Source organism: Bradyrhizobium sp. Leo114 (genome assembly GCF_055229415.2).
The window spans coordinates 1-13,898 of the sequence record NZ_JBUYEN020000029.1; the positions used below are offsets into that span (position 1 = coordinate 1).

The 13,898-nt window shown below is 60.3% G+C and carries 14 protein-coding genes; 5 read left to right on the top strand and 9 right to left on the bottom strand.

Annotated elements, in window-relative coordinates; genetic code table 11:
• Nucleotides 1–238 precede the first annotated feature (238 nt).
• The gene (locus ACZIRK_RS29380; RefSeq protein ID WP_130227273.1) at nucleotides 239–1,192 is read left to right on the top strand and encodes an alpha/beta fold hydrolase; all 954 of its coding nucleotides are present in this window, start codon (nucleotides 239–241) and stop codon (nucleotides 1,190–1,192) included.
• A 26-nt stretch (nucleotides 1,193–1,218) separates the two neighbouring features.
• Here the strand turns inward: ACZIRK_RS29380 and ACZIRK_RS29385 are convergent, their stop codons facing one another.
• Nucleotides 1,219–1,863 carry a winged helix-turn-helix transcriptional regulator gene (locus ACZIRK_RS29385; protein WP_130227272.1) on the bottom strand — a complete coding sequence of 215 codons (645 nt, stop codon included), beginning with the start codon at nucleotides 1,861–1,863 and terminating at the stop codon, nucleotides 1,219–1,221.
• A gap of 61 nt (nucleotides 1,864–1,924) precedes the next feature.
• Nucleotides 1,925–2,137, bottom strand: a complete 213-nt coding sequence (locus tag ACZIRK_RS29390; protein WP_130227271.1) for a hypothetical protein — start codon at nucleotides 2,135–2,137, stop codon at nucleotides 1,925–1,927.
• Between ACZIRK_RS29390 and ACZIRK_RS29395 the strand changes: the two genes are divergently transcribed.
• The 4 genes from ACZIRK_RS29395 (at nucleotide 2,130) to ACZIRK_RS29410 (ending at nucleotide 5,847) form a co-directional block, all read left to right on the top strand.
• Nucleotides 2,130–3,224 (top strand): NmrA family NAD(P)-binding protein, encoded by a 1,095-nt coding sequence (locus ACZIRK_RS29395; protein WP_130227270.1) that lies wholly within the window; start codon nucleotides 2,130–2,132, stop codon nucleotides 3,222–3,224. The two genes, ACZIRK_RS29390 and ACZIRK_RS29395, sit on opposite strands and share 8 nt — an antisense overlap.
• 108 nt (nucleotides 3,225–3,332) lie before the next feature.
• Nucleotides 3,333–3,671 carry a MarR family winged helix-turn-helix transcriptional regulator gene (locus tag ACZIRK_RS29400; protein ID WP_474418681.1) on the top strand — a complete coding sequence of 113 codons (339 nt, stop codon included), beginning with the start codon at nucleotides 3,333–3,335 and terminating at the stop codon, nucleotides 3,669–3,671.
• 69 nt (nucleotides 3,672–3,740) lie between these two features.
• Entirely contained in the window at nucleotides 3,741–4,361 is a 621-nt protein-coding gene (locus ACZIRK_RS29405) for a permease (protein WP_130227268.1), read from the top strand.
• A 313-nt stretch (nucleotides 4,362–4,674) separates the two neighbouring features.
• A complete protein-coding gene (locus ACZIRK_RS29410; protein WP_130227267.1) occupies nucleotides 4,675–5,847 on the top strand; it encodes an alpha/beta fold hydrolase in 1,173 nt (390 codons plus the stop codon).
• Here ACZIRK_RS29410 and ACZIRK_RS29415 read toward each other — a convergent pair.
• From ACZIRK_RS29415 to ACZIRK_RS29445, 7 genes are all read right to left on the bottom strand, one after another.
• Complete coding sequence (locus tag ACZIRK_RS29415; RefSeq protein WP_130227266.1) at nucleotides 5,844–6,134, bottom strand: DUF3325 domain-containing protein; 291 nt, start codon at nucleotides 6,132–6,134, stop codon at nucleotides 5,844–5,846. The two genes, ACZIRK_RS29410 and ACZIRK_RS29415, sit on opposite strands and share 4 nt — an antisense overlap.
• On the bottom strand, nucleotides 6,131–7,708 hold the full coding sequence (locus ACZIRK_RS29420; RefSeq protein WP_207231061.1) for a PepSY-associated TM helix domain-containing protein: 1,578 nt from the start codon (nucleotides 7,706–7,708) through the stop codon (nucleotides 6,131–6,133). Before ACZIRK_RS29420 ends, ACZIRK_RS29415 begins: the two co-directional genes overlap by 4 nt.
• A gap of 65 nt (nucleotides 7,709–7,773) precedes the next feature.
• Entirely contained in the window at nucleotides 7,774–8,055 is a 282-nt protein-coding gene (locus tag ACZIRK_RS29425) for a DUF3649 domain-containing protein (protein WP_130227264.1), read from the bottom strand.
• The gene (locus ACZIRK_RS29430; protein ID WP_130227263.1) at nucleotides 8,052–8,780 is read right to left on the bottom strand and encodes a cobalt ABC transporter substrate-binding protein; all 729 of its coding nucleotides are present in this window, start codon (nucleotides 8,778–8,780) and stop codon (nucleotides 8,052–8,054) included. Before ACZIRK_RS29430 ends, ACZIRK_RS29425 begins: the two co-directional genes overlap by 4 nt.
• Nucleotides 8,781–8,790: 10 nt before the next feature.
• Nucleotides 8,791–11,103: a TonB-dependent receptor gene (locus tag ACZIRK_RS29435; RefSeq protein ID WP_474418682.1), complete on the bottom strand. Its 2,313-nt coding sequence runs from the start codon at nucleotides 11,101–11,103 to the stop codon at nucleotides 8,791–8,793.
• Nucleotides 11,104–11,521: 418 nt separating this feature from the next.
• Nucleotides 11,522–11,941, bottom strand: coding sequence for a phospholipase domain-containing protein (locus tag ACZIRK_RS29440; RefSeq protein WP_474418683.1), 420 nt, complete (start codon nucleotides 11,939–11,941; stop codon nucleotides 11,522–11,524).
• The gene (locus ACZIRK_RS29445) at nucleotides 11,938–13,872 is read right to left on the bottom strand and encodes a phosphocholine-specific phospholipase C (protein ID WP_474418684.1); all 1,935 of its coding nucleotides are present in this window, start codon (nucleotides 13,870–13,872) and stop codon (nucleotides 11,938–11,940) included. Before ACZIRK_RS29445 ends, ACZIRK_RS29440 begins: the two co-directional genes overlap by 4 nt.
• Nucleotides 13,873–13,898 lie beyond the last annotated feature (26 nt).

Consider the following 13,898-nt stretch of genomic DNA (forward strand, 5'->3'; position numbering starts at 1 on the left):
GATCTCCCGAAGCGACGCCGCCCACAACGCAAGCGTCTCCTCAATCGACGCTGCCTGCGTCCACGATCTTCGAATCATGGTTGCCCATGGATTCAGAAACCCACTAAAAAAACAACTGTAATGCTAGGATGCGGCCTATCTACGTTGGCGCCGCGTTACAGATGTAGCCACGCCTGGCTTGACCCAGGCATCCACGCTGCAGTTGAGTAAAGCGAAAACGGAAATCTGCGAGGACGTCATGGATTTCGTCACGGTGCGGAACGGATCGATCAACCTCAATGTGGCCGTCGCCGGCCGCGGTCCCCTGATCGTCTGCGTTCACGGGTTTCCCGAGCTCTGGTACTCATGGCGTCACCAGATCGATCATTTCTCGGCGCGCGGCTATAAGGTGGCGGCGCTTGACGTGCGCGGCTACGGGCAGAGCTCCAAGCCGCAGGAGATTGCCGCCTACACCATTCGCAATCTGGCCTCCGATATCGTCGCCGTGGTCGATCAGTTGGGTGATGGCAAGGCGATCCTGTTCGGTCACGATTGGGGCGCGCCGATGGTTTGGAATACCGCGCTGCTCTACCCGAGCAAGGTGACGGCGGTCGCCGGCCTCAGTGTTCCCTACATTCCCAGACGACCCGTGCCGCTTCTCGACACGTTCAAAGCCACCTACAAGGACCGCTTCTTCTATCAGCTCTATTTCCAGGACGAAGGCGTGGCGGAGAAAGAGCTCGAGGCCGACATCCGCGTCGCTTTGCGAAAACTCTATTTCGCCATCTCAGGTAGCGCCCCGCTCAACAAGTGGCTCGATCATAAACCGGTGGATGCGAAATTGCTTGACGGGATGATCGATCCGAAGTCGTTTCCGGACTGGATGAGCGAAAAGGACCTGCAGGTCTATGTCGACGCATTTCGCGCCGGCGGCTTCCGTGGCCCGCTCAATCGCTACCGGGCACAGGATATCGATTTTAAAGAATTGGCGGAGTTTGCCAACAAGCCCGTGACGCAGCCATCGTATTTTGTGGCCGGCGAGCGCGACGCGGTTCGCGCGTTCATTCCCGGCATGGATCTCTATGCGAACGCCGGGATCGGCTGCACCGACTTTCGCGGATCGGTCATTCTCCCAGGTATCGGCCACTGGGTGCAGCAGGAAGCACCAGCTGAGACCAACGCAACGCTGGAGCGGTTCCTCGACGCACTTTGAGGGCTAAGGGCCAATATCCGTGCCCTCTATCGTCGCGCCTTCTGCGTGGGCTTCTTCCTTACCCTCCGCGTGAGCTTTTCTTCAATACCTTTGCGAGCCGCGCGCGTCCTGAGCTTCGCCTCTTGCATAGGCGGCGTGCCGCTTGGCGAGACCACGCCGTCATCGACCTTCTGCCTGTGGCGACGCTCAGTGTGGGACAGCCGCCAGCGAACCAAATCGTCCGCACCGGGGCCTTCTTTGATTGCGAGATCCAGGGCGCTGAGCTGCTCACCAGTGTTCTTGTCGATGAAACTCCACTCGACGTCGGCCCCGGTCTTTCGATTGACAAACTTCAGCGGCGGCGCTGAAGCGCCAGAGACGTCGCAGCGATCCCCGATCTGCGCGAGCACCGGCATCACAGAGGCGATTTGCCAGCCCTTTTGGGTCAACAGGTATTCAAATCGTTCCGGATTTACCTGATAGCGCCGCCGCTCGATCAGGCCATTGGCCTCAAGGTGTTTCAGCCGGTCGCTGAGCGTCGCATTGGTCGCGCCAGACGATTGGCGAAAGTCCTCGTATCGGTTGAGACCGAGGACAAGGTCGCGCAGGATCAGCAGACCCCAACGATCGCCGATCACCGCCATCACGCCGGCGATCGAGCATACCATTCCGTCGAAACCCTTCGAGCGCATCAACCATTTCCACGAGTTACGCAAGGATCATCGTCGCGCAGCTCTCATCATAAGAGCCAACTTAGGTCGGCAACACGGCAAATTCAACGAAGCGTGAGACGAGCCAGACTTTCTTGCTTTTCTGAGTCACTCTTATTATAAGAGTTACAGTCCAGTGACGAGTGCCGTCGTTTCGAATGACCGCGAAACGCCCGATCACCAGGCGAGGCTCCCGTTGGCCGGCCGCGACGCCGCTGCCAATCGGCTCAAAACCTGTGGAGATAACGATGCCCACGCACAGCACCTCCAAGATCTTCGTCATCGGCGGCACGGGCGCTCAGGGCTTGCCCGTCATCGGCGCTCTGGTCGCTGACAAGAAATATTCTGTCCGAGCCCTTAGCCGCGACCCTGCCTCCCGACGGGCAAATGCCCTTCGCGCACTCGGCAACGTGTCCATCCTGGAGGGAACGTTCGCGGACGAGGCCATATTGCGGGAAGGCTTCCGCGGTTGCGACGGGGCATACGTCAATATCGATGGGTTCAACACCGGCGAGAAGGCGGAGACCTATTGGGCAATCCGCAGCTACGAGATAGCCGTGGAAGAAGGGATCAAGTTCTTTGTCTATGGAAATCTGGACTACGCGCTCAAGAAGTCCGGTTATGATTCCAGATTCCGTGCGGGTCACTATGACGGCAAGGGCCGCATGGGCGAATGGATCTTGTTTCAAAACCAAGCGAACAAAGACAGGATGGGCGCGGCGGTGTTCACCACTGGCCCATACATGGAGATGGCAATCTCGGCGATGACGCCCATGACTCCTTCTGTGGAGGATGGTGTCGTGACGTGGCGAGTTCCGCTCGGCAACGGAGCCGTGCCGCACGTTGCTCTTGATGATTGTGGCTATTATGCCCGCTGGCTCTTCGACAACCCGGAGCGTGCGAATGGCATGAATCTCGAAGTCGCCATCGAGCATGTTGAGTATCAGAAACTTGCTGCGGCGTTCGAGAAGGTGACGGGGCATCCGGCTCAATACATAGATACGGACTTGGACGCGTACTGGAATGGCCCGCTGAAGGCGGCCGCTGACTTGCCCGCCGGATACAATGCAGATCCCAATGACAAAAGCACCATGAGTTTCCGGGATAACTTCACCGGGTTCTGGAACGTCTGGAAATACGGAGTCGTTCAGAGGGATTACGGGTTGTTGGATGAAATTCACCCCAATCGAATCGGGAGCGTCGAACAGTGGCTTCGGCGGGAAGATCAGTTGGGAAGAGAGCTTGGGAAGGGAAACCTTTGGGAAAGAGTTCAACCGGAAAATTTGTACAAGGCGCCGCCGCTTCTGAAGCTGACTGAGGATAAGAGGAAGGGGACGCTGTAGGGTGAACGGATGAAACAGGACGATCTTACATCGACTGATTTCTACACGGCTTGCGTATGTCTCGGCCTGAACAGGGCCGCCCGCGCCACATCGCGGAGATACGACGCGATGTTCAAGCCCATCGGCATCACGTCGGGACAGTTCACAATCGTGTCCGCGTTGAAGCGCAACGAGCCGGTGCGGATCAGCGACATGGCCGATCTGCTCGGTATGGATCGCACGACCCTCACTCGCAACTTGAAGCCGCTCGAAACCATGAAGCTCGTTGCGATCCAGCCGGACGCGCGAGATCGTCGTATTCGTAGCCTGACACTGACGGCCAAAGGCCGGGTACTCCTGAAACAAGCGGTGCCCCTCTGGCGGAAGGCCCAGAAAGAAAGCAACCGCCGCATAGGCGCCAATCGTTGGGACGAGCTCAGACCAACTCTGGACTTCTTATCAGCCTGAGGAGCGGGAAGAAGCGTCACGCATTTTTGTGCTCAAGTACGTGTAACTACACCTAAAAGGAGATAGGTCATGGATCGAGAACTCGAGCTCCGCAAACGCCGCGGGACGCGCGTCTTGCTGGTTGTGCTGGCCATCTGGGGATTGGCGGTCGCCTTTGCCGCGGAGGCAGGATTCTATCGTGCCATTCCCCCGCTGTTTCTGGCTGCCATCATCGCCTTGGGGATTGTGGTGCCTATTATTATCTACGCAATGTCCGATGGCTTCCGTGCATACATCGAAGCCATCGGTCTACGATCGATAACGGCATTTCATATCTGGCGCATCGCGGCCGCGTTGGTTTTCTTCTGGTATGGGGCGCACAACCTCCTCCCGGAAGCCTTTGTTCGAAACGCGGGGTGGGGCGACCTCATCGCGGGGTTCTTGGCCCTCGGCGTTTTACTTCTGCCCGAGAGTCGCAACCGGTACTTGGCCTTCCACATCTTCGGCTTTGCTGATTTTGTCGTGGCGGTCGGTACGGGGCTGACCTTCTTCCTCCTCAACGACCCCCGCATGTCTGGCATCCAGACGCTGCCCATGGCGCTGATCCCGCTCTACGGCGTCGGCATTTCGGGTGCGAGCCACATCATGGCGTTCGACCTGCTGCGTCGTGGCTCAGGGAGGGAAGTGAAGCGCGCCGCTGTCCAGACATGAAACGTGTGCTCCGGAATCCACGAAGTCGTGAAAGGAAAAGAGATGACCAACTCAAATGTGCAGGCTCCGGCAGCGCAGGATCCGACTGCTGAGACGAGCTTCTTTAGATGGCTATGGCAAAACATTCTGCGGTTTGATGAAGCACTGAACTTTGACCCATGCAGCGACGTTGCGCGTCGGATAACGGACCTCGAGAGGCATATCGAAGCTTCGAAGATCCCGAACAGAACGTCTTCGCCGCTGCGATAGCACGCGCGGTGCACACGATACTGCACAAGGCAATCCAATCATCGCCAACTACAGGGAATTCATCATGACGTCTCAACGTGCTCGCGCGGCAGCCAGCCTGCTGCTCGGTATCCTGCTTTCTGGAACGATGCTCTCAGGTGTGGGAGTCGCTCAATCCAGTTCGCGATCTGCCGCGGCTGCCGGCGAGCCGGCGTCACCTTGGGACCAGCGTGTGAACCCCGCTGCCGTGCAAGCCGACGCCTGGTTTGACAACTATAAGTTCCGTGACGGGGAGACGCTGGCGCGCCTCAAGATTCATTATTCGACTCTGGGCACACCGCACCGCAACGCCAAGGGCGAGATCGACAATGCGGTCCTTGTTCTGCATTGGACCGGGGCGGACAGCCGCGCCCTGCTGAGCCCAACCTACGCGAAGGCCCTCTTCGATCCTGGTCGCGCGCTGGACGCGCAACGTTACTATCTGATCTTTCCGGACAGTGTCGGCCACGGCCAATCCAGCAAGCCGAGCGACGGGTTGAAAACGAAGTTCCCGAACTACGATTACAGCGACATCGTCGACCTCCAGCATAAGGTGGTGACGGAAACACTGGGCATCAAACATCTTCACGCCATTCTCGGCATGTCCATGGGTGGAATGAATGCCTGGCAATGGGCCGAGGCCTATCCCGACATGATGGACGGCGTGATGCCGGTGGTCTCGCTGCCGATCTCGGTTTCGGGCCGCAACCTCCTCTGGAGGCGCATGGTGATCGATGCGATCCGTGCCGATCCAGAATGGAAAAACGGGGACTATACGGAGACCCCGCGCGGTTGGATCATGGGGTACAACATTCTGCGCCTGATGATCGACAGCGCTCCCGCTCTTCAGCACGAAGTGCCTGACGGCCCCGCGGTCGATAAATTCCTGAGCGCCAACCGTCTCACAGCGGAGCATGTCGACGCAAACGATATTCTTTATTCGCTCAAATCATCATTCAGCTACGATCCTGAGCCTGAGCTTTCCAAGATCAAGACGAAGCTCTTCGCACTCAATTTTTCCGACGACGAGTTCAATCCTGACAAACTGCAAGTTCTCGAAAAGTCGGTTCCGAAGCTCGAACGCGGCCGTTACGCAGTTCAAGCGGGAACCCCGTCATCGCCCGGTCACTTCACCATGACACGGCCCGACCTATGGGCCCAGCATGTCGCCGAGTTCATGCAGTGGCTTGGCGATACGCCTTCTCGGGCGAGCAACTAGAGCAATTTGCGGCCAAACATCCTCGCACGTCCGATCAGCCCACAAAACACGATACCGGCAGCTATGCTGGCGTGACCGCTGAACATCACGAGGCCGAGGCTCCAGCCATGCCGAGCGACGAGAATGCCGAGCGCAAAAACCAGGGCGCACGCGCCGGCAATGCGATGGATATATGTCATGCTTGGCCGCAGGAGCCTGCCAAAGATATCGCGCTGCTGGCGATTCGTGGCGAACGCCAGCGCGGTGAACCCTGTAAGGCACAGCGCAAAGGAAGGGAGATGACTCATCCTGCCGCCTCGCCGGACGCAACGGCGGCCAGAGCCTCGCGGCTTGTCTTGCGCCTGAACTGAGATCCGGTCTGCTGCCGAGCCGTGCGTATCGCCAGGACGGCATGGAGCGCAGCGAGCGCCCAGCACATGAGATCCACACCGGCAAAGACCCAGTCGCCTTCGGTGAGGCTGTGCCACAACGGACGCTGCGTCGTCACGGCGTTGAGGATCGGCAAGAGAAACAGCAGCGCCGATGCCGCCCATAATTGCTCGACCCAGGCTGACTTGGCGGAACGCACCAAGGCATGCAGCAGTGTCAGGGCCCAGACGATGAAGAACAGGTCAATCTCCCAGTTGGCGCGGCCTTCCAAGGGGTGTGGCAGCAGGCGGTTGGCCCACAAGAATGCAGTCATTGCGATCGACAAGCCGGCGATGCACGCGATGTTCAGCCGCTCCACAAGACGGAAGCCAAAATAGGGGCGATCCGCGTCAGGCAGCTTCTGTCGCCGCTTCACGGTCCACATCACGAGGCCCGTGCCCACCATGGCCGTACCCATGAAGCTCACGAGAAAATACAGCCACCGCGTGACGGTATCGCTGAAGCGTCCCAAATGGAGCGCATAAAGGACGCCTCGGGTTTCGGCCGCAGCCCCCACATGCTCGCGCACTGCCAGCAGTTTGCCAGTGGCGCCTTCGAACTCCAGATATTGCGGACTCATGGAAACGCGGCCGGCTTCTCCCCGCGTCACAGCCACACGCGCCGCCGCATCTCCGGGATGAACCGCATTGACGCGCCCCACATTCTCCCGGCCCCAGCGTTCTTGAGCCTGCCGCACCATGTCCTCGACCGATGCCAGTGGCACTTTCTGCCCGCTGGGTTTGCCGGGCTGGATGAAGGCACTGAGTTCGGCGTTGAGTTGCTGTTGCTCCGCCGGGCTCTTGAACGCCACGCGCTCGCCCCACGGCATGTACAGCGCCATCAAGGTCACCAATCCGGTGTAGGTGATCATGAAATGGAACGGCAGCCCGAACACCGAAAAGGCGTTGTGAGCGTCCAGCCAGGAGCGCTGTCCTTTGCTCCAGCGGAAGGTGAAGAAATCGACGAAAATCTTCTTATGGGTGATGACGCCACTCACAATGGCCACGAGCATGAACATTGCGGCCGCACCTGCAAGCCACCTGCCCCATATCACTGGCATGTAGTGGAATTGGAAGTGGAAACGGTAGAAGAACTCACCGCCCAGCGTGCCGCGTGAGGTGACTTTCTGGCCGGTGGCGGGATCGAAATTGGCTTCGTCAAAGGCACGGCCGCCCGGATTGCCTGTGGGTGTACGCCAGAAGGCGTAGACACTGTTATTGCGCGCGTCCGGCAGGCGCATGCTCCACTGCGAGGTTCCGGGCGCGATGTTGCCGAGTTCATCAGCAATTCGCTGCGCCACCACCGCTTGATCGGGAATCTGAGCTAGAGGCGGCAGCTCCGGTCGCATCCATTGCGACAACTCGTCCTTGAAATAGGACACTGTCCCTGTGAGGAACATGGCATAGAGAATCCAGCCGAGCAGAAGGCCAGCCCACGTATGCAGGCTGGACATACTTTGCCGGATGCCGCGGCCGGCAACTTGCACATCGTTGTCCGTCTTCACGCCTCGGCCCTTCGTCAGGAAACGGACCATGCCGCCAGCGACAACGGCACGGCCACGACGATCAGGCCGGCCCAAGCCTTCAGCGCGCTGCGCACGGCAAAGACCCAGATCACTGCACCGGCGTAGATGGCAAAGCTCGCCAGCATGCCGGTGAGCACGGCCTGGGGCTTGCTCATGGGCAAAGCGAGCACGGCGACGCTGTTGAGCGCGGCCAGCGCATAGCCGCCGAACAGGGCGGCGACGATGCGCGAGATGAGCGGGCCCGTGGAGCGAAGGCGATGTATCAGGGCGTTCATTTGCCCGGAGTTGCCGGCGGGCCCGCAGGAATTGGGGGCAGGCCGTTGGCATTCACATAGGTCACGGTGGTGGCATAGCTCACGGCATCATACTTCTCAGCGCCCTTCGTCCCCGTGCGCTCGCCTGGGCTGCGGTCGTTGAAGCTGACTTCAGCGACGTAAGTGCCTTTCCAAGGCATACTAAACGTTACAAGGCCCTGCTCGTCGGTGTGAGCTTCCTTGGACCAGCCAGATTCCGTTACCAGAGTCACCTTGGTCTTGGCTTTAGGTTGATTTTTGAAGAAGAGCTTGAACTGGCCTTCCTGACCTGTAGGCACGAGGTCCAGTACGAGCTTGGGCTGCTGCGCGGCAAAGCTGGTGATCAAGCGTGCGGCAGGATAGAACCAGTTCGTGGCCTCTTTGTCTTGCTGCTTCCAAACATAGAGCGGGTAGCTCGCATCTTCCGCGACAATGCCGTCGCCGGGGGCCGTGGAAAATGGCAGCGTGAAGCCGTTTGCGGTCTTCGTGGCATCGGACTTTTGCTCGCCCTTGGTGGAGATGAGCGTACCGGTTACCTTAGCGAACTTGTCGAGCAACCCCGGTGACACTTCACGAAGGTTCTCGCCGAACTCGCCAAAGCGAACGACGGCATTCTGGCCATCGGACTGCTCGATCCAGATCTGGTGCGCCTGCACGGGCGTTATCACGCCAAGCAGGGCGACTACTGCGATGAAGGGCTTTGTCATGACAAACACCTTAGAAATCGAATGAAGCAGATACGATGTAAGTCCGAGGCGACGCAACCGTTACGAATGTACCGGTCGTGAGCCAGTAGTTCTCGCCGGTCACGTTTTCGATGTTGGCACGGATCGTAACAGGCTTGCCGGTGAGCGCCGTCGTCGTATAGCGCGCGCCGATGTCGACACGAGTCCAATCGGGGAATCGCAGGAGATTGGCGCTGGTGAGATAGGCGCCCGACGTATAGATCACGCGCCCATTGAGAGCGAGGCCCTCGACCCAGGGCGTATCCCAGTCGAGGCTGGCCGAGAACGTCTTGTCCGGCACGCCCTGGGCGTCGTTGCCGCGCTCCAGAGGATTGGTCGGGTTGGTCAGCTCGGGACGCAGGAAGGTTGCGCTGGCCATACCGCGCAGGCCAGGCAGCAACAGGCCATAAGCGGACAGCTCCACGCCGCGGTTACGCTGTTCGCCGTCATAGGCCAGTGCGTTGGATGCGGTCCGGATCTGGCTGGGTCGTGTAATCTGGAACACCGCCGCAGTCGTCGTGATGGTGCCCCAGTCCACCTTGATACCAGCTTCCTGCTGCTTCGATTTGAATGGGGCAAGCACGGTACCGGTGTTGCTGTAGCCGGGACCGACGATGGTGCCCTGGCTCAGTCCTTCAGCGTAGTTCGCGTAGAGCGAAACATTATGCCAGGGCTTGACTACCACGCCGGCAAGTGGCGTCAGCGCTTCTGCTCCGTAGTTGCTTGTCGGGAGACCGGTAGTGGTGCTGAAAGCGTCCTGTTCCACTCTCTGGTGACGAGTGCCGACGGTCACCAGGATCGCATCATTCAGGAGCGACATCGTGTCGGCGATCGCAACGCTTCTGAGCGTTATCTCGTTGGCTAACCGCGGCGGCGTGCGCGCGCCAGTGACCACAGGAAGGGGGGATGGGTTGTAGATATTCGATGGGACTGACTGAGCCGGCGTATTGGCAACGTAAGCGTTGCCGTTCTCCTGATAATAGCCGGTGAAAGCGAGATTGATCGCATGACCGACCGGCCCTACTTGGAAACGTGACCGTATGCCTGCGTTGCCGCTCGTCGTCTTGCTGTAGGAGTCATAGTACGCGTTGATGAGCCTGAAATTGCCAAGAGCGTCTATGCCGCTAGGGAATCCCGTGACACGGGAATCGGGGAACGTCTGAGTGTTCTCACCCTCACGATAGCCGATGCCCGCATAGGCCGTCAGCGATTCGGTCAGATCGTATTCGAGGCCCGAGGCGATGGTGTTGTCGCGCTGACGGAGCATCGTGTCCGGGTACCAGTTGCTGCGCGCGTCGGGCGGGGCAGGAATGAAGGGCACATTACCCTGGATGGTCATCTGCGGACGGAAGTTCTTGGTGTCGTCGTTCTGCGAAATGGCATCGAGCGTCCAGCGCAGGCGCTCCCCGCGATAGTCGAGCGACAACGCACCGAGACCCGTCCGCCAGTTTCCGCCGTCGATCGAGGCTTCGCCATTGCGCCCCACCCCGTTGAAACGAACGCCCCACTCCTTGTTTTCACCAAAGCGGTGGCTGGTCTCTAGATGGAGACCGTAATTGCCGGCGCTCATGAAGACCGGCGTCAAACGTGTGAAAGGTACCTCAAGCGCGCGTTTGCTGACGATGTTGACGCCGCCGCCGACGCTGCCGCCAGGGGCTATGCCGTTGATGAGCGCACCGGGCCCCTTGAGCAATTCGATTCGCTCGATGATCTCCGCCGGCACGCGACTGGAGGACACCAGCCCGTAGAGACCGTTGAAGCCAACGTCACCTGAAGGAACGCTGAAGCCGCGGATCTGGAACGTATCGTCGAATCCGTTGCTGCCTGTGGTGAGTCGCACTGAAGAGTCGTTGATCAGCGTATCCGCGGCCGTCCGCGCCTGCTGATTCTCGATCAGTTGCGACGTATAGTTGACGGTGCTGAACGGCACATTCATGACGTTCGTGCTTCCGAGCAGGCCGAGCGTTCCACCCTGTGCCAACTGGCCGCCAGCATAGGCTGGCGCCGGCGCTCCGATCGTCCGGGTCGATCCCATCGTGGTAACAGGCGCAGTCGGCGCAGGAGGCTGTTCGGTTCGCTGCCGGGATGCGACGCGAGCAGAGTGCTGAGCCGAACCGCGAGTCCGAACAGTGCGCGTCGCTCGCGCTCTTTGTTGGGGCGCATCGACGTGCACCGGAGGCAACACGTGCGGCTGCGCGCTCTGCGCCCTGCTCTGAGAAGAGCTCACACCGCTCAGGCATAACTTAACAACGCCCGTCGCCACGCCAACATACAAACGGTTCTTATAATTCTCGAAGTTGCTCAACAATCGCCCCCAGTTCGCCTAGTCGATGTCCGACTAGGAAATCGAAGGTGCGAAGGCAACGAAGGCGATTTAGAATCTATTGATGCATGCGCGTAAGAGTTTGTGAGTCCGATCTCTAACCACTCTAGTAAGCCAACACTGAAATCTCTCTAATAAGCGAACACTGACAACTCATCGTCCGGCATTGCGACGCTTTGACGCGTGAGGGAGTGGAGGTTGTGCTAGCTAACACGTGCCGCCGCTTGATAGTCCGCTTTGCGAAGCTCGCTCGCGCACCATCGCGACGCCACACGTCGAACTCTGCCGTCGGCCAGCTCAGAGCTTCTTTGTGATTCCGAGGCCACGCCTTAGGCCGAGTCGGAAATTGAAGAGGCGCCCGAAGGCGCCTCCAATTCGCTGGAGTGATTGCGCCGCCTCTTTAGAACCGGTCGGCAACGCCCATGCCAGGATCGCTCACCGAACCGCGGCCGGTTTCCACATGGCCGGCGACGCGCCGATAGAAGCCGCTGCCCGAGTCGCTGGTGATGACGAAGTCATACCACAGGCCGGTGGTGCGCAGATTCCAGTACAGTTCACCGGGGTGGCCGGAAGCGGACACTTTGACATCCCACGACGTGCGCGGACCGCCGCCGAAGTCGGGTCCCGGGAAGAAGACCGGCGGATTGAAGCCGAAGCCGGGGGCGCAGAAGTCGGGAGCTTGCCGGAAACCAGGCACCGGGCCGAAGCCCACGGGACGGACGCTCGGACGCGGACCGAAGCCCGGAGGCTCCGGCTGCATCGCGGCGGCCACCGAGGCGCTCACGGCGAGCAGCGGTCCATAAATCTTGTTGGACTTCACCGTGAAGCGCAGGTGGCCGTTGCCGTCGTTGCGAAACTGCAGGTGCAGACCGCCGTCGTGGACGTTGTAGCCGACGAAGATTTCCGGTTCGGCTCATTCTTGTGCCGCATCGTAGAGATGTCGCCTTTGAAGTGGCGGTGGAAGCCATTGGGGGCGAGCACCCACAGATCATAAAGGCCGTCGTCGCCAACCGCCCATTCGTCGTCCAGCATCTGGCCCGCCTCGACCGTGTAGCGCCGTGGAATGCGATCCAGGTGCATCTTGTCGTAGACGTGGAACACGGCGCCTGCGAAGCCGGTATTGGCGAACAGCAGCCTCACCTTGCTCTTGCCGGCATCAACCTGCGCGCTGGCGTGCAGAATGTAGGGTAGCGCGCGCGAGAAGCGCACGCCGGTTTCCTGAAACAGCGGCTGCGGCGTCGTCGGCGCGGCGGGGGCCGGCAATGTCTTCTGGTGCGCATCCGATGCTTGCCAGTTGCTCTGGTCGGGCAGCTCCGGGAAGCGGGGATCGTTGGGGCTCGCGAAGTCGAAGGCCGTGGTGAGGTCGCCCGAAATGGCGCGGTGCCAGGGGCTGATGGAGTCCACCTTGATGCCGAAGCGCTTCTCGAGGAATCGGCCCACCGACGTGTGGTCGAAGACCTGCGAATTGACCCAGCCGCCCTTGCTCCACGGCGACACGACGTACATCGGCACGCGCGCACTGAGACCCCAGGGGCGGATGTTGCCGCTGATCTTGTCGTCGCTGCTCAGCACGTTGCCGACCGTGTTGGAAAAGTATTCACCCGCGAGCGGCATCGTGGCCTTGCCCATCAGGTTGCCGTCGTTGTCATAGGACGGCACCGCCGGTGCCGGCAGGTGATCGAAGAAGCCGTCGTTCTCGTCGAAGGTCAGGAAGAAGACGGTCTGGCTCCAGACCTCGGGGTTGGCGGTCAGTGCTTCCAGCACCTGGTCGGTGAAATTGCCGGCGCGGGTCGGGCTGCCGCCGCCGGGATGTTCGGAGTTGGCTTGCGTCGGCAGGATCCACGATACCTGCGGAAGGTTGCCGCTCATCACATCGGCCTTCAGCCTGTCGAGATAATCCGGGCCACCGGTCAGGCCGTGCACATAGTTGGGATCGCCCGGCTGGGCGTGGCGGAAGCTGGCGAACGCCAGGCAGCCGTGCATCGCGCCGGTCCAGTTGTCGTTCATGTCCTGGTAGACGTGCCAGCTGACGCCGGCGCGCTGCAGCAGGTCGGGGAGGGTGGGCCAGTTAAAGTCGCTGCCGACATAGCGATAGTTCGGCTGGGGCTGAGGCAGGCCGTCCACCCATTTGGAAGGGTTGGGCCAGCAGCGGTTGTTGTTGGGCTCGGAATCGTTCGTCGTGCAGTTGATGCCCTGCGCGCGCAGCGTGGGATTGAAGTTGGAGCCCGACCAGAACACGATCCGGTTGGGATCGGTGCCGGTGGTGATGGAGGCGTGGTAGGCGTCGCACAGTGTGAAGGCCTCGGCCAGCGCGAACTGGAAGGGAATGTCATCGCGGCCGAAATAGCCCATCGCGTACGGGGTCTTGTACTTGGCCCAGAAGCCCATCTTGCCCTGGTTCCACGCTGCCTGACTGTCGCCAAACGAATGCGGCGTGCCGTATCCGACCAGCGCGTTGCTGGTCGCGGAGTCGCGGTGATAGGGCGGGATCTCACGGGTGCCGTCCGACTGAAACCACACCGGCTTGCCGCTTTCGAGCGGAATAGGGAAGCGGTCGCCGAAGCCGCGCACGCCGCGCAGCGTACCGAAATAGTGGTCGAACGAGCGGTTCTCCTGCATCAGGATCACGATGTGCTTGACGTCCATGATCGTGCCGGTCCGACGCCGCGCCGGAATGGCCAGCGCCCGGTTGATGCTGGTAAAGGCAGCCGCCGCCGTGGCGCCCGCCAGAAAGTCGCGACGTGTTGTCATTTCTTATCTACCTTTGGTTGAACAGT